The sequence below is a fragment of the Curtobacterium sp. MCBA15_009 genome (assembly GCF_001864895.1).
In the GTDB taxonomy this organism is placed as follows: Bacteria; Actinomycetota; Actinomycetes; order Actinomycetales; family Microbacteriaceae; genus Curtobacterium.
Genome location: NZ_MJGO01000002.1, coordinates 260,738 through 276,344 on the forward strand (window position 1 = coordinate 260,738; position 15,607 = coordinate 276,344).

Here is a 15,607-nt window from a genome sequence, read left to right on the forward strand (position 1 = left end):
CTCGTCCGGGGGTCTGTCCGGACTTCACCAGAACACCCCCAGACAACGGTCCGCCGAACGGCGGACCGGCCCGTGGACCGGTCCACCAGAGGAGGGGTCGATCAGGAGTCGGTGCCGCGGCCCGTCTCCTGCTGCAGGCGGTCGATGTTCTCCGACGCCTCGGCCTTGGTGAGGTCGGCGGGGAGTTCCTCGCCGGCCTCTCGCGCCAGGGTGTCGAGGTAGCTGCGCTGCGGGCCCGTCATGGGCTCGTCGCCGGTGACCCACTGCTCGGGGTCCTTGCTCGCGGTGGTGGACGGGTCCGGGCGGGCCCCGCCGATGGTCTCTTCTGCGTCACTCATGCTTCGGACGCTACGCCGCACCTCCGACGCCACACGCAGCCCCCACGTCCCCCGCGTCCCCCGGTGTGCGGGCCGGGCGCGGGGTCTCAGACCGGGACGGCGGTGTAGCGCACCATGTCGGGGCCGACGGCGCTCGTCGCGATCGGGACGACGCTGCCCTGCCGGTGGATCCAGATCGTGGCGGCGCGCTCGTCGATGCGATCGACGGGGTGCAGGGCGCCGTCGAGCAGCACGGTGGCGGAGACCGCGACCCGGCCGCTGGCGGGCCGCGGCGGCAGGCCGGGCACGTCGTCGTCGTACGCTGCGTACTCGCCGGGCTGCAGGAAGGGGGACACCGGGGCGGTGACGACCTCGAGTCCCTCGTCCACCTCGGACACCGCGACCAGGCGGACCGCCTGGTCGGTCGGCAGCGGCACGTCCACCACGGGTGCGTCGTCGGGGCCGGCCAGTGCGCGGAAGGCGGGCCGACCGTCGGGGGCGAGCCGTGCCTCCAGTCCGTCGATGCGGACGCGGCCGCGTCCCCGCGAATCGGCGTACAGGCCGGGCGTGATGCCGGACTGCCGTGCCTCCGGCCGGGACACGACCACGCGGTCCGGGCGGTACCAGTCGCGCAGGGTCGCGGGGTCCACCCACCCAACGCTCGGGACGCCCCGCGTGAGTGCCGCCGACTCGTCGGCGGCACGTTCGTCCAGGGCGCCGAGCGGGTGCTCGCCCCGCACCGCGACGAGGCCCTCGTGCGGGCTGCCCGCCGGCGGCTCGTGGTCGAGCACCTCGACACGCTTCGAGACCTTGCCGCCGTGGCCGTCGAACGTGGCGAAGGTGCGCAGGTCGGTGATCGTCATGACGTCAGATGCTACGACTCGTCGCCTGCTCGGCGCGGGTGTGCGGGGACGAGGGCCCGGATCTCGCCGGTGGACAGTGCGGGGTCCGCGCCCTCGGCGGGACCGGCCGGACGCGTCGCCCGACGCGGCTGCAGGCTGTTCCGCTGGGCCGAGCGGAGCAGGCGGTCCTGCGGTGCGTCGGACGACGTCCTGCGCAGCGGCGGCCGCACGGGCTCGCCGCGGCGTTCCTGCCCGGGCAGCGGACGGGACCGGCGGCCGTACAGCAGCTCCGAGGAGTCGAGCAGCCACGGCACGAGGGCGACCGTCACGCCGTGCACGAGCAGCAGCTTCTTGCGGATGCGGCGGCCCCGGTGGTTGTGGAGCAGCCCCTCCCACCAGTGCCCGACGACGAAGACGGGCGTGTAGACGGTCACGACCTCGGAGCCGTGCTCGAGGCGGTGCGCCTTGATGTACTTGATGAGCGGCATCGAGATGTCGCGGTAGGGGCTCGGCACGATGGTGAGCGGGACCTCGAGGCCGAACTCCGCCCACTGCGCCCGCAGCCGCTGCGCGTCCGCGTCGTCGATCGCGACGTGGAGCGCCTCGATGCTCGCGTGCTCGGCGGCGACCGCGTAGTCGATCGCCTTGAGCACCGGCTTCTGCAGCTTGTTCACCAGCACGATCGCGTGGTCGCCGGTGGCGCCGAATCGCGTCTCGACGTCCGCCTCGATCTCGTGCGAGACGTCCCGGTAGTAGCGGTTCACGCCGAGCATCAGCACGTAGAGCACCGGCATGATGAGGAAGACGAGCCAGGCGCCGTGCGTGAACTTCGTGATCGTGACGATGACGAGCACGACGAACGTGAAGCTCGCACCGACGGTGTTGATGAGCCGGGAGCGCACGACCTGGCCGCGGTGCACGGGTTCCGTGGCGGTGCCCGCCCGGTCGGCCCGCAGCAGCCGTGTCCAGTGCACGACCATGCCCGTCTGGCCGAGCGTGAACGACACGAAGACGCCGATGATGTAGAGCTGGATGAGGCTCGTGACGTTCGCCCGGTAGACCACGAGCAGCGCCGCGGCGACCAGGGCCAGCACGATGACGCCGTTCGAGTAGATGAGCCGGTCGCCGCGGGTCGACAGCGCCTTCGGGGCGTAGGAGTCGCGCGCCAGGATCGAGCCGAGCAGCGGGAACCCGTTGAAGGCCGTGTTGGCCGCGAGGAGCAGGACCGCCGCGGTCGTCGCCTGGATGACGAAGAACAGGACCGAGTCGTTGCCGAAGGTCGCGGCCGCGATCTGCGCGATGAGCGAGCGCTGCGGCGTGGTGGCGCAGTCCGCGAAGCCCTGCAGGTCGCAGGCGCGCTCCGCGTAGTGCACGTGCGACACGAGCGCCAGCGTGATGAGCCCGACGAACAGGACGATCGCGATGCCGCCCATGGCGACCAGGGTGGCCTGCGCGTTCCGGATCTTCGGACGGCGGAACGCCTGCACGCCGTTCGCGATGGCCTCGACGCCGGTCAGCGCCGAGCAGCCCGAGGCGAAGGCGCGCAGGAGCAGCAGGACGAACGCCGCCTGCGTGGTGTGCTCGACGTTGTCGACGGTGTACCCGGCCGACTCGGCGACCGGCGCGTGGCCGGCGGCGACGCGGACGAGCCCGGTGACGACCATCACGAACACGCTCGCCACGAACAGGTAGGTGGGGACGGCGAAGGCCTTGCTCGACTCGCGGACCCCGCGCAGGTTGGTGGCGGCGAGGAGCACGACGAACACCAGGGCGAGCTCGACGCGGACGCCGTTGAGCACCGGCAGCGCCGAGATGATGTTGTCGACGCCCGAGGCCACCGACACCGCGACCGTCATCACGTAGTCGACGAGCAGTGCGCTCGCCACCACGAGCCCGGCCTTCTCGCCGAGGTTCCGGTGGGCGACCTCGTAGTCGCCGCCGCCGGACGGGTACGCCTTGATGAGCTGCCGGTAGGACGCGACGACCACCACGAGCAGCAGCACCACGAGCGCGGCGACCCACGGGGCGAACGTCAGGAACGCCATGCCCCCGAGCAGCAGGATCATGAGCAGTTCCTGCGGCGCGTACGCCACCGAGGACAGCGGGTCGCTCGCGAAGATCGGCAGGGCCAGGTGCTTCGGGAGGAGCTGTCCTTCGAGCTTCTCGGAGGGGAGGGGATCCCCGATCAGTCGCGCTTTCAACGACCGGATCTCGTTCGTCACGAGCGGCAAACCTACTCAGTTCCGGGCGCGAGTCAACACGGGCCGCAGGGCACGTATTCCCGGATCGGCGCAGCGGTTCCGCCGACGGTGCACGGTCGGGTTCGTCGTTGACGCAGGGGCAACCCCTAGCGTGTCATGCATGAGCGATCCGTCAGACATGGACGACGTTGCTGCGAAAGCGCCGCACGGCATCGCCACGGTGGCGCGTTCCGCCGGGGTGTCGAGCCGCACCCTGCGGCACTACGAGGCCGTCGGTCTGCTGCCGCCGACCGCGATCGGCGACGGTGGCGTCCGACGCTACGACGGCCGCGCGCTCGTGCGGCTGCAGCGCATCCTGCTGCTGCGAGAGCAGGGACTCGGTCTGCCCGCGATCCGGGCGCTGCTGGACGAGGCCCCGGACGACGACGCCGCCGTGCTCGCCACGCACGTCGCGTGGCTCGAACGGGAGCGGGACCGGCTCGCCCGGCAGCTCGCCGCCGTGCGCACGACCGTCGCCCGGCTCGAGCGCGGCGAGGCGCTCGATCCCGCAGGCGTGTTCGACGGGTTCGCGCCGCTGCGGTAGCCGGGTGCGGCGCGCGTGCGCGCTGTGCGCTGGTGCCGCTGCCGGTCGCGTTCGGCAGGTCGCGGAACGTGGCTCCGACGCGGCGGACGGGAGGCTCGGCTCCTGTCCGCCGCGTCGGCCGGCGGTTTCAGAGGGACTTGCGCAGGGCCTCCAGGCCGTCGCGCAGGCGCGTCACGGTGTCCGGACCGAGCGTGCCGCGGGTCGCACGGCGTCGCAGGTCGGCGCGGACCTGCTGCCGGAACGACGACAGCGCCATCTCGAGTTCACGCAGGGCACGGGCGCCGTCCGACGGGACCGACTCCGGCTCGGCGGCCGGGGTCGCCGGGTCGGGGGTCTCGGCCGAGGCCGCGAGGTCCGCGCGCAGTGACCGCATCGCCTCGCCGACCGAGGCGCGGACGCCGTCCGCCAGGGACTTCACCGAGTCGGCGACGCCGGATTGCACCGCGGTGACCTCGTCGGCGCGGGCGTCGAGCTCGGCACGGCCGGCGTCGGTGATCGCGTAGACGGTCTTGCGGCCGTCGGCGGTCTTCGTGACGAGGCCGTCCTCCTCGAGCTTGGCCAGCCGCGGGTAGACCGTGCCGGCGCTCGGCACGTAGGTGCCGCCGAACCGGTCGCCGAGGGCCTGGATGAGCTCGTACCCGTGCATCGGGTGGTCGGCGAGCAGGACGAGCAGGTAGAGGCGCAGGTGGCCGTACGCGAAGACGGGGCTCATTCGTGCACCGCCGTCGGGTCCTGCGCCTGGTCGGCGGCGCCGTCGGAGGGCAGGCCGGCCGGAGCGGGGACCGGCGGTGCGTGCACCACCGCGATGTCGCCGGACACGGACTTCACGCGGAGCTCGAGCCAGCGGCCGGAGAGCTCCCCGCCCTGCTCGACGTGGGTGCCGCGCACGCCGCGGAGCTCGGCGTCGTCGAACTGCAGCCTGCCGGTGGCCGTGCTCACGGTGGCCTGGTAGGCGACGCCGTCCTCGAGGCGGACGCTCACGCGGCCGGACACGGTGTTCACCCGGGCGGACTCGGGCACGCCGTGCAGGTCGAGCACGACGTCGGCGGAGACGCCGTCCGCCGAGAAGCGGGAGATCGGGCCGGTCGCGACGACGTCACCGGAGACGGTGCGGACCGTCAGTGCGCCGTCGAGCTCGCGGACCGTGGTGGTGCCGGACACCGCGTTGACGGCGACGTCACCGGCGACGCCGTCGACCACGAGGTCACCGGTCGCCGAGTTGAGGTTCGCACCGCGGTTCGTCCCGGACAGCAGCGCGCCGGCGGACACGACCCCGAGCGTCACCGCGACGTCGCGCGGGACCAGGATGCTGACGTCCGCGGTGGGCTTGCCGCTGAAGGACCGGACGAAGCCGACCGGGTCGTCCCACCGGATCTGGGGGTGGTCGACCGTCAGCGTGTCGCCGTCGACCTCGATCTTGAGGGCCTTGCCGGACACGCGGTGCACCTCGACCCGTGCCGTGGGCTCGTCGTGTGCGACGACGTCCACCTGACCGGCGACGAGCCCGACGCGCAGGCGTCGGACGATGCCGGTGTCGATGACCTTGGGCTCCTCGACGAGCCACTTCTCCTGTGCCATGTTGTCTCCTCGAACTCGCGATGTATCGCGTCGTGGAGGATACGCTATGTCGCGTTCCTGGGAGCCGCTCGGGTGCCGGCCCGGTCACGGGCCGGGAGCAGGAGCGGGCGCGGCGGTCGCACCGGGCGCGGCTGCTGTGCGGGCCTGCCGCTCGGGGCTCCAGGGGAACCGACGGAACAACGGCATGATCGGCTGCACCATCGGGCCGATCGCGAACGCGGCGACGACGGTCCCCACCCCGACGTCGCCGCCGAGCACCCACCCCACGACGACGACCGTGACCTCGACCAGGGTCCGGGCGAACCAGATCGGCCAGCCGAGCCGTTCGTGCAGGCCGACCATCAACCCGTCACGGGCCCCGGTGCCGAAGCCGGCACCGATGTAGAAGGCGGTGGCGACCGCGAGCAGCACGAGGCCCGCGGTGAACAGCGCGATCCGGGGGAGGAGCCCGTCCGGCTCCGGTACGGCCCAGAGCACGAGGTCGGCGCTCGGGCCGATGGCGAGCGCGTTGAGCAGCGTGCCGATCCCCGGCTTCTGCCGCAGCGGGATCCAGAACAGCAGGACCACCCCGCTCGACACGATCGTGATGACGCCGAACGACCACGGCACCACGTGCTCGAGCCCCTGCGTCAGGACCGTCCACGAGCTGACGCCCACGACGGCCCGGACCTGGAGCGCGGTCGCGGCGCCGTAGAGGAACAGGCCGACGAGGAGCTGCACGAACCGGAGGGTCAGGGACATGGCTCCATCGTGGCGACGGATTGGACTGCTGGTCGAGAGCCAATCGGGCTACGGTGGACCCGTGACCCCCGTCCTGCTGAGCGCCCGCTCCGCCGCCCTCCTGCTCACCGACTGGCGGGTCGCCACCGACGCGCCGGCGTACGAGGCGCTGTCCGACGCGCTCCGCGTGCTCGTCATCGACGGTCGGGTCCCGCTCGGAGCGCGGCTGCCCGCCGAGCGCGGGCTCGCGGACGCCCTCGGGGTGTCCCGCACGACGGTCGCGAACGCCTACGCCCGGCTGCGGTCCGACGGGTTCCTCACCTCGGTCCGGGGCTCCGGCAGCGTGGTCCGCCTGCCCCGGGAGCTCGCCGGGCGACCGGACCCCGAACGGCTCGGCGGCGTGGTCGACGGCGGACTCCTCGACCTGCGCAAGGCGGCCCTGCACGCGGCACCGGGGGTCGCCGAGGCGATCGACCGTGCGGTGCGCCACGTCCCCGCGGCGCTCGCCGGGATCGGCTACGACACCGTCGGCGACCCGGGTCTCCGCGCCGCCGTCGCCGCGCGCTACACGGAACGGGGCCTGCCGACTGACCCGTCGCAGATCGTCGTCACCATCGGCGCGCAGCACGCGATCGCGCTGCTCGCCCGTGTGCTCGTCCGCCGCGGCGACGCCGTGCTCGTCGAGTCGCCGACCTACCCGCACGCGCACGAGGCCTTCCGCGAGGCCGGCGGACGTCTGGTCGGCGTCCCCGTGGACGCACGGACCGGGTGGGACGCGGCCGCGCTCGAGACGACGCTGCGTCGCGCCGCCCCGGCCGTCGCCTACGTCATGCCGGAGCTGCACAACCCGACCGGCGCGACGATGTCGGCGGAGACCCGCCGCCTGCTGCTGTCCGTCGCGGCGTCGGTCGGCACCGTCGTCGTCGCCGACGAGACCATGGGCGAGCTGCGGATCGACGGCGAGGCGTCCGCCCCGCTCGCCGCCGCGGACCCCGACGGCACGTCGGTCGTGATGATCGGCTCGGCGGCCAAGGTCTTCTGGGGCGGCCTGCGGATCGGCTGGGTCCGCGCGGCACCCGCACTGCTGCAGCGGCTGCTCCGCGCCCGCCCGACGGGCGACCTCGGCACCCCCGTGCTCGACCAGCTGGTCGCGCGCGAGCTGGTGCCGCGGACGGCGGCCGTCCTGGAGGCGCGGCGTGCGACCCTGCGCGACGGTCGCGACGAGGTCGTGGCCGCGCTCCGGACGCGGCTGCCGGAGTGGGACGTCCCGTCACCGGCGGGCGGGTTGACGACCTGGGTGGGGCTCGGCCGTCCGGTCTCCAGCGCGCTCGTGCTCGCCGCGCGGGCCGAGGGCGTCGTGCTCGCCTCGGGCGGGGTCTTCGGTCCGGACGGCGGGTTCGAACGCTTCCTGCGGGTGCCGTTCACGATGGGACCGTCGGACCGGGGGCGTCTCGTCGACGTCCTCGGACGGGCGTGGGCGCGCGTCGGCGGCGAGGCGACCGGCACGCGGGGATCGCTGGCCGCCGTGGTCTGAGCGTCTCATCCGGACGGTTGACCCGCGGGGGACGGACTCGACCCCGCGGATGATGTGCGGCGGGTGCCGGGCGGCGATCCTGGAGCCGTGGACGCGACCCTGACCTCCGGCACCCGACCGACGACCTCCGGGGACCCCGTGCCGTCCGGGTGCCCGGCGGTCCCGGCCGCCGCCCGGGTCACGATGGCGCTGAGCGGCGCGCTGTTGGCCGGGGTGGGCACGTCGTTCGGGCAGGCCGTGCCGGCGTTGTCGTCGGCGTCGAACTCGGCCGGCCCGTGGTTCGTCGTCGCCGCGGCGCTCTGCCTGGCCGCCGGTGTCCGGGCCGGTCGGTCCGCACTGCCCCTCGCCATGGTGCTCGGTGTGGTGCTGCTCGAGCTCATGCACGTCGGCTACTGGGCCACCTCGAACCTGCGCGGGTACCCGGACTCCCTGTCGATCACGAACCCGTGGGTCCTGCTCGGGGTGCCGGCCGGCCTGCTCGCGGGGGCCGTCGCCGTGTCCGTCCGGTCCCGCGACGAGCGCTGGCGGGCGGGGGCGCTCGGCGTCAGCGCCGCCGTGCTCGTCGGCGAGGGCATCCGGGCACTGCTCCAGCTCGCCGCCACGACCGGCCACGCCACGTGGGTCGTCGAGGTCGTCGTCGGGGTCGCGCTGCTCCTGCTCGGGGTGGGCACCGCCCGCACGCCGCTCGGCCGGGTCGTCGCACTCGGCACCGGGGTGCTCGGGACGCTCGGGGTCCTCGGTGCGTACCTGCTGATCAGCGGCTGAAGCGCGCGGCTGTCGGCTGCGCCTGCGAGGATCGGACCGTGCACCTCCTCTCGGTCTTCAGCCTCCGCAACCGTGCCCTCATCGCGCTCGTCACCATCGTCGTCGCTGTGTTCGGTGGGATCTCGCTGACGAGCCTCAAGCAGGAGCTCATCCCGAGCGTCGAGTTCCCCCAGGTGGCGATCGTCAGCGCCTACCCCGGGGCGACGCCGGAGGTCGTCTCGAACGACGTCGCGACGAAGATCGAGCAGGCGATCCAGGTCGTCCCGGACCTCGAGTCGACGACCGCGACCTCGTCGACCGGGCAGAGCGTCGTGTCGGCCTCGTTCGACTACGGGTCGAACCTGGCCAGCGCCGAGGACAAGATCCAGACCGCGGTGAACGCGCTGTCGCTGCCCGACTCGGTGCAGACGCAGATCGTCACGGGCTCGTTCGACGACCTGCCCGTGCTCCAGCTCGCCGTCACCGGCGAGGGCGACCAGGAGCAGCTCGTCGACCGCCTCAACGCGACCGCCGTCCCCGACCTCGAGAAGCTCGACGGGGTGCGTCAGGCCGACGTCTTCGGCAACCCGGGCCGTCGCGTCGTCATCACCCCGGACGAGGACGAGCTCGCCGCACGCGGGCTCACCACGCAGTCGATCTCCGACGCGCTCGACGACAACGGCACGCTCATCCCCGGCGGCACCATCACGCAGGACGGCTCGACCCTGTCCGTGCAGACGGGCGAGCGGATCGCCTCGGTCGCCGACATCGAGGCACTGCCCCTGACGTCGTCGTCCTCGTCGTCGTCCTCCGACTCCACCGGGGCCGGGAGCGGCTCGACCGACGCGACGGGCACGTCGGGCGCGACCGGCGCCCCGGGCGCGACCGGCACGGCGGACGGCAGCGGCGTGACGGGCGCGGGCAGTGCCTCCAGTCCGGCCACCGGCACCGGGACCACCGCGAGCGGCACGTCGGACGCGACGACCACGACCACGACGCCGACGTCGCTCGGCGATGTCGCGAAGGTCGCGATCGAGGAGTCGCCGCGCACCTCGATCAGCCGCGTCGACGGCGAGACCGCCCTGACCATCGCCATCACGAAGACGCAGGACGCGAACACCGTCGACGTCTCCGAGACCGTGAAGCAGGCACTGCCCGGCATCACCGCCAAGGTCGCGGGCGACCCGCGCTTCACCGTCGTCTTCGACCAGGCGCCCTACATCCAGCAGTCCATCGACTCGCTCGCCGAAGAAGGCCTGCTCGGCCTCGGCTTCGCCGTCCTCGTGATCCTGGTGTTCCTGTTGTCGGTCCGGTCGACCCTGGTCACGGCCATCTCGATCCCGACGTCGGTGCTGCTCGCGGCCATCGGCATGCGCGCCGCCGGCTACACCCTCAACATCATCACGCTCGCGGCCCTCACCATCGCGATCGGCCGCGTCGTCGACGACTCGATCGTCGTCATCGAGAACATCAAGCGACACCTGCAACCCGGGGTCGACCGGGCGCAGGCCGTCCGCGAGGCCGTCCGCGAGGTCGCCGGTGCGGTCACCGCGTCGACCCTGACCACGGTCGCCGTGTTCCTGCCGGTGGCGTTCGTCGCCGAGCTCGTCGGCGAGCTGTTCCGTCCGTTCGCGCTCACCGTCACGATGGCGCTCGTGGCGTCGCTCCTCGTTTCGCTCACCATCGTCCCGGTGCTCGCGTACTGGTTCCTCCGCGCGCCGAAGGCGCACCGGCACGCGGTGGCGGAGGGCGACGGCGACGACGCCGCGACTGCGGCTGCGTCCGCCACCGGGTCCGCGTCGACCGGCGAGCTCAGGTCCGCCGCGGACCTGCACGACGCCGGACGGCCCGACCGGCTCCAGCGCGGCTACCAGCCCGTGCTCCGCTGGGTGATGCGGCGGCCGGCGGTCGTCCTCGTCCTGGCCGTCCTCGTGCTCGGCGGCACGGCCGCCGCGGTGCCGTTCGTGAAGACGAACTACCTCGGCGACTCCGGCCAGAACACGTTCACGGTCACGCAGGACCTCACGCCGGGCACCAGCCTGGCCGTGCAGTCCGACGCCGCGCGGAAGGTCGAGCGGGTGCTGCAGGACGTCTCCGGCGTCGAGACCGTGCAGACCACCATCGGGTCGAGCGGCCAGTCGATCCAGGCGGCCTTCGGCGGGGGAGCGTCGGCGTCCGTGCAGTACAACGTCACCACCGACGCGGGTGCCGACCAGACCACCGTGCAGTCCACGGCACGTGACCGCATCGAGGCCATCGACGACGTCGGCGAGGTCTCGCTGTCGTCGGCGGGCGGCGGCTTCGGCGGCTCGAGCGACATCGAGGTCGACGTCACCGCGCCGACCCAGTCCGAGCTCCGCACCGCGGCGCAGCAGGTCCTGCGCGAGATGCGCGGCGTCGACGGCACCACCGGCGCGACGAGCAACCTGTCCGCCGCCGAGCCGTTCCTGGCCGTCAAGGTGGACCGCGAGAAGGCCGCCGCGAAGGGGCTGACCGAGACCCAGGTCGGCGGGATCGTCGCCGCGGCGATCTCCCCGCGCGACACCGGCAGCGTCGAGATCGAGGACGCCACCCTCGACGTCTACATCGCCGCCCCCGAGCCGCCCACCACGGCGAAGGCGCTCCGGGCGCTGTCGATCCCGACGGCCTCGGGCGACGTGCCGCTGTCCGACCTGGCGACCGTCGAACGGTCCGAGGGGCCGACCACGATCACGACGTCGAACGCGGCCCGCACCGCCACGATCACGGTCACGCCGGACTCGACGAACCTCGGTGCGGCCGTGCAGAACGTCACCGCAGCGGTCGACCGCCTCGACCTGCCGCGGGGCGCGTCGGCGTCGATCGGCGGCGTCGCGTCCAGCCAGTCGTCCGCGTTCAGCCAGCTGCTGCTCGCCGCGCTCGTCGCGATCCTCATCGTCTACGTGATCATGGTGGCGACCTTCCGGAGCCTGCTCCAGCCGCTGCTGCTGCTCGTGTCGGTGCCGTTCGCGGCGACCGGTGCGCTGCTGCTGCAGATCATCACGGGCATCCCGCTCGGGGTGGCCTCGCTCATCGGCCTGCTCATGCTCGTCGGCATCGTCGTGACGAACGCCATCGTGCTCATCGACCTCGTGAACCAGTACCGCCGCAGGGGCCTGCGCGTCGCCGAGGCCCTGGTCGAGGGCGCCACCCGGCGTCTCCGCCCCATCCTCATGACGGCGCTCGCGACGATCTTCGCGCTCGTGCCGATGGCGATCGGGCTGACCGGCAAGTCCGGCTTCATCTCGCAGCCGCTCGCCCTCGTGGTGATCGGCGGCCTGGTCTCGTCGACGCTGCTCACCCTCGTGGTGCTGCCGGCGCTGTACTTCGTCGTCGAGCGGCGCGCGGAACGCCGGGCTGACCGCATCGCTGCCGGTCGCACCCGCAAGGAGGACCGCGCGCTGCGCAAGCAGGAGCGCGCCGAGCGCCGGCAGGAGCGCGCCCGGGCGAAGGCGGCGGCGTAGCCACGGCCCGGGTGTCCGTCGTCGGCGGACTCGCCGTCGAGGTCGCACGAAGTCGGCGGACTCGCCGTCGAGGTCGCACGAACTGCCGTTCGGCGGGGCCGCGGGCGAACGGTCGTGCGACCTCGCCGGCCGTCGTGCGGCGGGTCGTGCGACCTCGGAGCGGGCCGGCTGGCGCGAGCCCGTCCGGTGCCCGGTCAGTGGGCGCCGGGGCGGCCGAGGTGTCCGCCGTCGAGGTCGCAGGAACTGCCGTTCGGCGGGGCCGCAGGCGACAGAACGTGCGACGTCGGCGGCGGTCGTGCGGCGGGTCGTGCGACCTCGGTGCCGCGCCGGTCGGAGCTCGAGCCGGGTCGGCTAGCGCCGGTACTCGGCGTCGACGAGCGCGATGACGTCGGTCGGGACCGCGGGAACGCCGGCAGGCGTCCTACGCGTGCGCTCGGTTCGTTCGTCCTGCTCGACCGCGCGGAACCAGGAGACCAGCACGCAGGTCAGCGCGACCAGGAACAGCACGCCGGCGACCTGCGACACCACACGGAGCTGCCCGCCGGACGCAGCCGCGTAGCCGCCGAACGCCACCGCGGCGGTGAAGGTCAGTCCGAGGGACAGCTCGACGACCGTCCGCAGCGCGGAGTGCTCCCAGCGGGCGGCATCGGCGCGGGTAGGGCTCGTCGAGGTGTCGGTCACCCCCGGAGTCTGACCCCGCCCGCGCCCGGAGGGCAGTCCCGAGTCCGGGTGCCACCCAGACGGGGCGACCGTGCGGGGGCGGTCGAGCGGGGCCGTCCGGCGCCCGCGCGGTCAGCCCAGCTCGGCGCGCAGGAAGGTCACCACGCGGCGGCTCATGGCCTCGTCCAGCTGCGCGATCGAGTGCGCCGAGCCCTCCACCGCGATGAAGGTCACCGGCACGTCGTGCTCGCGGAGCGTCGCTGCGAACTCCTGCGACTCCCACAGCGGGATGAACTCGTCGGTCGAGTGCCCGATGAAGAACGGCGCCGTGTCCGACGTCACGTGGTACTCGGGCGACGCCCGCACCGCCGCCGGGCACGCCGTGTAGTTCCGGCAGCCCAGGTACAGCAGCTGCTTCCGCTGGAACGAGGCGGAGACCCCGTCCGGCTCCGTGGAACGGCGCGTCAGGTTGGTCGGCCCGCTCAGGTCGACCACGGCGCGGATCCGGTCGCCCTCGGCGAAGGCGCTCGACTCGTGGTCGGTGACGGCGAGCATCGCGGCGAGGTTCCCGCCGGCGCTGCCGCCGAACAGGCCGACGCGTTGCGGGTCGACGTCGTAGGTCTCGAGCGTCGCTGGTCGGAAGACGTAGTCGAGCGCGCGACGGACGTCGTCGAGGCCGGCCGGGAACGGGTCGGTCGGCGCGAGCCGGTAGTCCACGTTGAAGGTGACGAAGCCCTCGGAGGCGAGGTACTGGCAGACGGACCGGTACGCCGCGGTCGCCTTGTCGCCGTGCGACCAGCTGCCGCCGTGGATCATCATCACGGCCGGACGCCCGGTGCCCGGACCGGCGGCGGCCGCTGCTGCGGCGTCGTCCGGTGCTGCGGAGGCACCGGCCGTGGGGGTCGCGGTCGGGGTCGCCGACGTCTCCGGCTCGCTGTCCGCGGGCAGGCACACGTCCATGCGCTGGAGCGGGTCGGCTCCGTAGGGGACGTCGGCGACCACGTCGATGCCGTGGTACTGCAACGACAGCGGGTAGATGACGCTGTCCGCGGTGACCGTCGTGTTCCCGTCGCCGAGCGGGTCCGTGCTGCACCCGGTCGCCACCCCGAGCGCCACGACCGCTGCGACGAGTGCGAGCACTGTGCGGCGGCCGGGGTTCACCGGATCAACGGTAGCCGCAGGCAGCGCGCCGGACGTCACCCGAGCGGAGGAGGGACGGTTGTCCACAGGCGGACGAGCGGGGCCACTGCTCGTCATCACGGTGGTGCAGGATGAGGGGCGACGCCGGACCGCAGGAGGACCCATGAGCAGTCGCAAGTCGTGGAACGCCGACCCCGAGCCGCTGTTGCGGGTCGAGCCCGGGTTCCGCCTCGACCAGGTCGACCCCGACGCGACGCCGGGCTTCCCCGGCCGCAAGATCGACGGCCTCGAGGCGCTCGCCGCCGGCTCATCGCGGCTCGCCGCCCTGCAGGAGCGCCTGTACGCGGCTTCCACCGGTGGGGACGAGCGACGCGTCCTGCTCGTCCTGCAGGCGATGGACACCGCGGGCAAGGGCGGCATCGTCTCGCACGTCGTCGGTGCGGTCGACCCGAACGGAGTGCACTACGCCGGCTTCAAGGCCCCGACCGCCGAGGAACGCGAGCACGACTTCCTGTGGCGCATCGAGCGGCAGCTACCGCAGGCAGGGCAGCTCGGCGTGTTCGACCGGTCCCACTACGAGGACGTCCTCATCCAGCGCGTTCGGTCGTTCGCCGAGCCGGACGAGATCGAACGTCGCTACGGTGCGATCGTCGACTTCGAGCAGCGCCTCGTCGAGCAGGGCACGACGGTCGTCAAGGTCATGCTGCACATCTCGAAGGACGAACAGCGCGAACGGCTCGGCGATCGGCTCGACCGCCCGGACAAGCACTGGAAGTTCAACCCCGCCGACATCGACGAGCGGCTGCTCTGGGACGAGTACCAGGAGGCCTACCAGATCGTGTTCGACCGGACCTCGACGCCGCAGGCGCCCTGGTACGTCGTGCCGGCGAACCGCAAGTGGTACGCCCGGCTCGCCGTGCAGCAGCTGCTGCTCCGCGCGCTCGAGGACATGCACCTGTCGTGGCCCGCGGCCGACTTCGACGTCGCCGAGCAGCGGCAGCGGCTCGCCGAGTCCTGAGGGGCGCGAGCGCGTCGTCGAAGGCCGGTCAGGAGGCCCGGATCACCCCGCGCGGACGGCCGCCGGTCCCGGCGGGGCTGGTACCGGGGCGTCCGGTCGCGTAGGATCGTCCGGTCGGCCTTCGACACCGTGACATCGTGATCACGGACTTCTGCTGGGTGTGTGTTGCTCGAGGGCTGGAATCACGTCGAATCGCGACGGGATGAACCCCCTCTCCGCAAGCAGCCCCCGCCGATGTCGCTGTCGGGCGCTGCGGTACGTTGCGCACCCGAGAAAGCAGTCATGGCCCCGTACAACAAGGGCGGCGCGGACAACCGCGCCTCCGACCGTGTCCGTCACCCGAACGGCACCCCCGCCGCTCGCAGCAGCAAGCACCGCGGCTTCCGCGCCGCCGACCCGTCGCAGCCGCGCCAGAAGCAGCGCTGGGACGCCGAGGAGCGTCGCGGTCGCTCGGCGCAGGGCGACCGCCCAGCCCGTCCGAACTGGGAGCCGCGCGACGCCGGCCAGCGCCGCGACGACCGTGCCCCGCGTCGCTTCGACCGGGACGACCGTGCCCCGCGTCGCTTCGACCGGGACGACCGTGCTCCGCGTCGTGACAACGACGACCGCCCGCGTCGCTTCGACCGGGACGACCGTGGTCCTCGTCGCTTCGACCGCGACGACCGTGCTCCGCGTCGTGACACCGACGACCGCGCTCCCCGTCGCTTCGACCGGGACGACCGTGCGCCTCGTCGCTTCGACCGCGACGACCGTGCTCCGCGTCGTGAGAACGACGACCGCCCGCGTCG

At 73.2% G+C, this 15,607-nt stretch carries 13 protein-coding genes and 1 pseudogene; 6 read left to right on the forward strand and 8 right to left on the reverse strand.

Annotated elements, in window-relative coordinates; translation table 11 throughout:
* Positions 1-101 precede the first annotated feature (101 nt).
* From BIU97_RS01775 to BIU97_RS01785, 3 genes are all read right to left on the reverse strand, one after another.
* Positions 102-338, reverse strand: a complete 237-nt coding sequence (locus BIU97_RS01775; protein WP_071256703.1) for a DUF3072 domain-containing protein — start codon at positions 336-338, stop codon at positions 102-104.
* An 86-nt stretch (positions 339-424) separates the two neighbouring features.
* Positions 425-1,180, reverse strand: a complete 756-nt coding sequence (locus BIU97_RS01780; protein ID WP_071296896.1) for a hypothetical protein — start codon at positions 1,178-1,180, stop codon at positions 425-427.
* 11 nt (positions 1,181-1,191) lie between these two features.
* A complete protein-coding gene (locus BIU97_RS01785; RefSeq protein ID WP_071296897.1) occupies positions 1,192-3,390 on the reverse strand; it encodes an APC family permease in 2,199 nt (732 codons plus the stop codon).
* A gap of 130 nt (positions 3,391-3,520) precedes the next feature.
* Between BIU97_RS01785 and BIU97_RS01790 the strand changes: the two genes are divergently transcribed.
* Positions 3,521-3,943, forward strand: a complete 423-nt coding sequence (locus BIU97_RS01790; protein WP_254782829.1) for a MerR family transcriptional regulator — start codon at positions 3,521-3,523, stop codon at positions 3,941-3,943.
* A gap of 127 nt (positions 3,944-4,070) precedes the next feature.
* Here the strand turns inward: BIU97_RS01790 and BIU97_RS01795 are convergent, their stop codons facing one another.
* From BIU97_RS01795 to yczE, 3 genes are all read right to left on the reverse strand, one after another.
* Entirely contained in the window at positions 4,071-4,655 is a 585-nt protein-coding gene (locus tag BIU97_RS01795) for a PadR family transcriptional regulator (RefSeq protein ID WP_071296899.1), read from the reverse strand.
* Positions 4,652-5,521, reverse strand: a complete 870-nt coding sequence (locus tag BIU97_RS01800; RefSeq protein WP_071256689.1) for a DUF4097 family beta strand repeat-containing protein — start codon at positions 5,519-5,521, stop codon at positions 4,652-4,654. Before BIU97_RS01800 ends, BIU97_RS01795 begins: the two co-directional genes overlap by 4 nt.
* A gap of 84 nt (positions 5,522-5,605) precedes the next feature.
* Positions 5,606-6,262, reverse strand: a complete 657-nt coding sequence (gene yczE, locus BIU97_RS01805; protein ID WP_071256687.1) for a membrane protein YczE — start codon at positions 6,260-6,262, stop codon at positions 5,606-5,608.
* A gap of 61 nt (positions 6,263-6,323) precedes the next feature.
* Here yczE and yczR point away from each other — a divergent pair, with 61 nt between their 5' ends.
* From yczR to BIU97_RS01820, 3 genes are all read left to right on the forward strand, one after another.
* The gene (gene yczR / locus BIU97_RS01810) at positions 6,324-7,775 is read left to right on the forward strand and encodes a MocR-like transcription factor YczR (RefSeq protein WP_071296900.1); all 1,452 of its coding nucleotides are present in this window, start codon (positions 6,324-6,326) and stop codon (positions 7,773-7,775) included.
* A gap of 87 nt (positions 7,776-7,862) precedes the next feature.
* Entirely contained in the window at positions 7,863-8,540 is a 678-nt protein-coding gene (locus tag BIU97_RS01815) for a DUF6518 family protein (protein WP_071296901.1), read from the forward strand.
* Positions 8,541-8,578: 38 nt separating this feature from the next.
* The gene (locus tag BIU97_RS01820; protein WP_071296902.1) at positions 8,579-12,001 is read left to right on the forward strand and encodes an efflux RND transporter permease subunit; all 3,423 of its coding nucleotides are present in this window, start codon (positions 8,579-8,581) and stop codon (positions 11,999-12,001) included.
* Between the two features lie 351 nt (positions 12,002-12,352).
* Here BIU97_RS01820 and BIU97_RS01825 read toward each other — a convergent pair whose 3' ends face one another.
* Complete coding sequence (locus BIU97_RS01825; protein ID WP_071256671.1) at positions 12,353-12,682, reverse strand: hypothetical protein; 330 nt, start codon at positions 12,680-12,682, stop codon at positions 12,353-12,355.
* A 111-nt stretch (positions 12,683-12,793) separates the two neighbouring features.
* Positions 12,794-13,822: an alpha/beta hydrolase gene (locus BIU97_RS01830; protein ID WP_139195852.1), complete on the reverse strand. Its 1,029-nt coding sequence runs from the start codon at positions 13,820-13,822 to the stop codon at positions 12,794-12,796.
* 142 nt (positions 13,823-13,964) lie between these two features.
* Here BIU97_RS01830 and BIU97_RS01835 point away from each other — a divergent pair, with 142 nt between their 5' ends.
* Positions 13,965-14,819, forward strand: a complete 855-nt coding sequence (locus BIU97_RS01835) for a polyphosphate kinase 2 family protein (protein ID WP_071296903.1) — start codon at positions 13,965-13,967, stop codon at positions 14,817-14,819.
* Between the two features lie 282 nt (positions 14,820-15,101).
* Positions 15,102-15,607, forward strand: a pseudogene (locus tag BIU97_RS01840) (DEAD/DEAH box helicase); the annotation flags it as partial.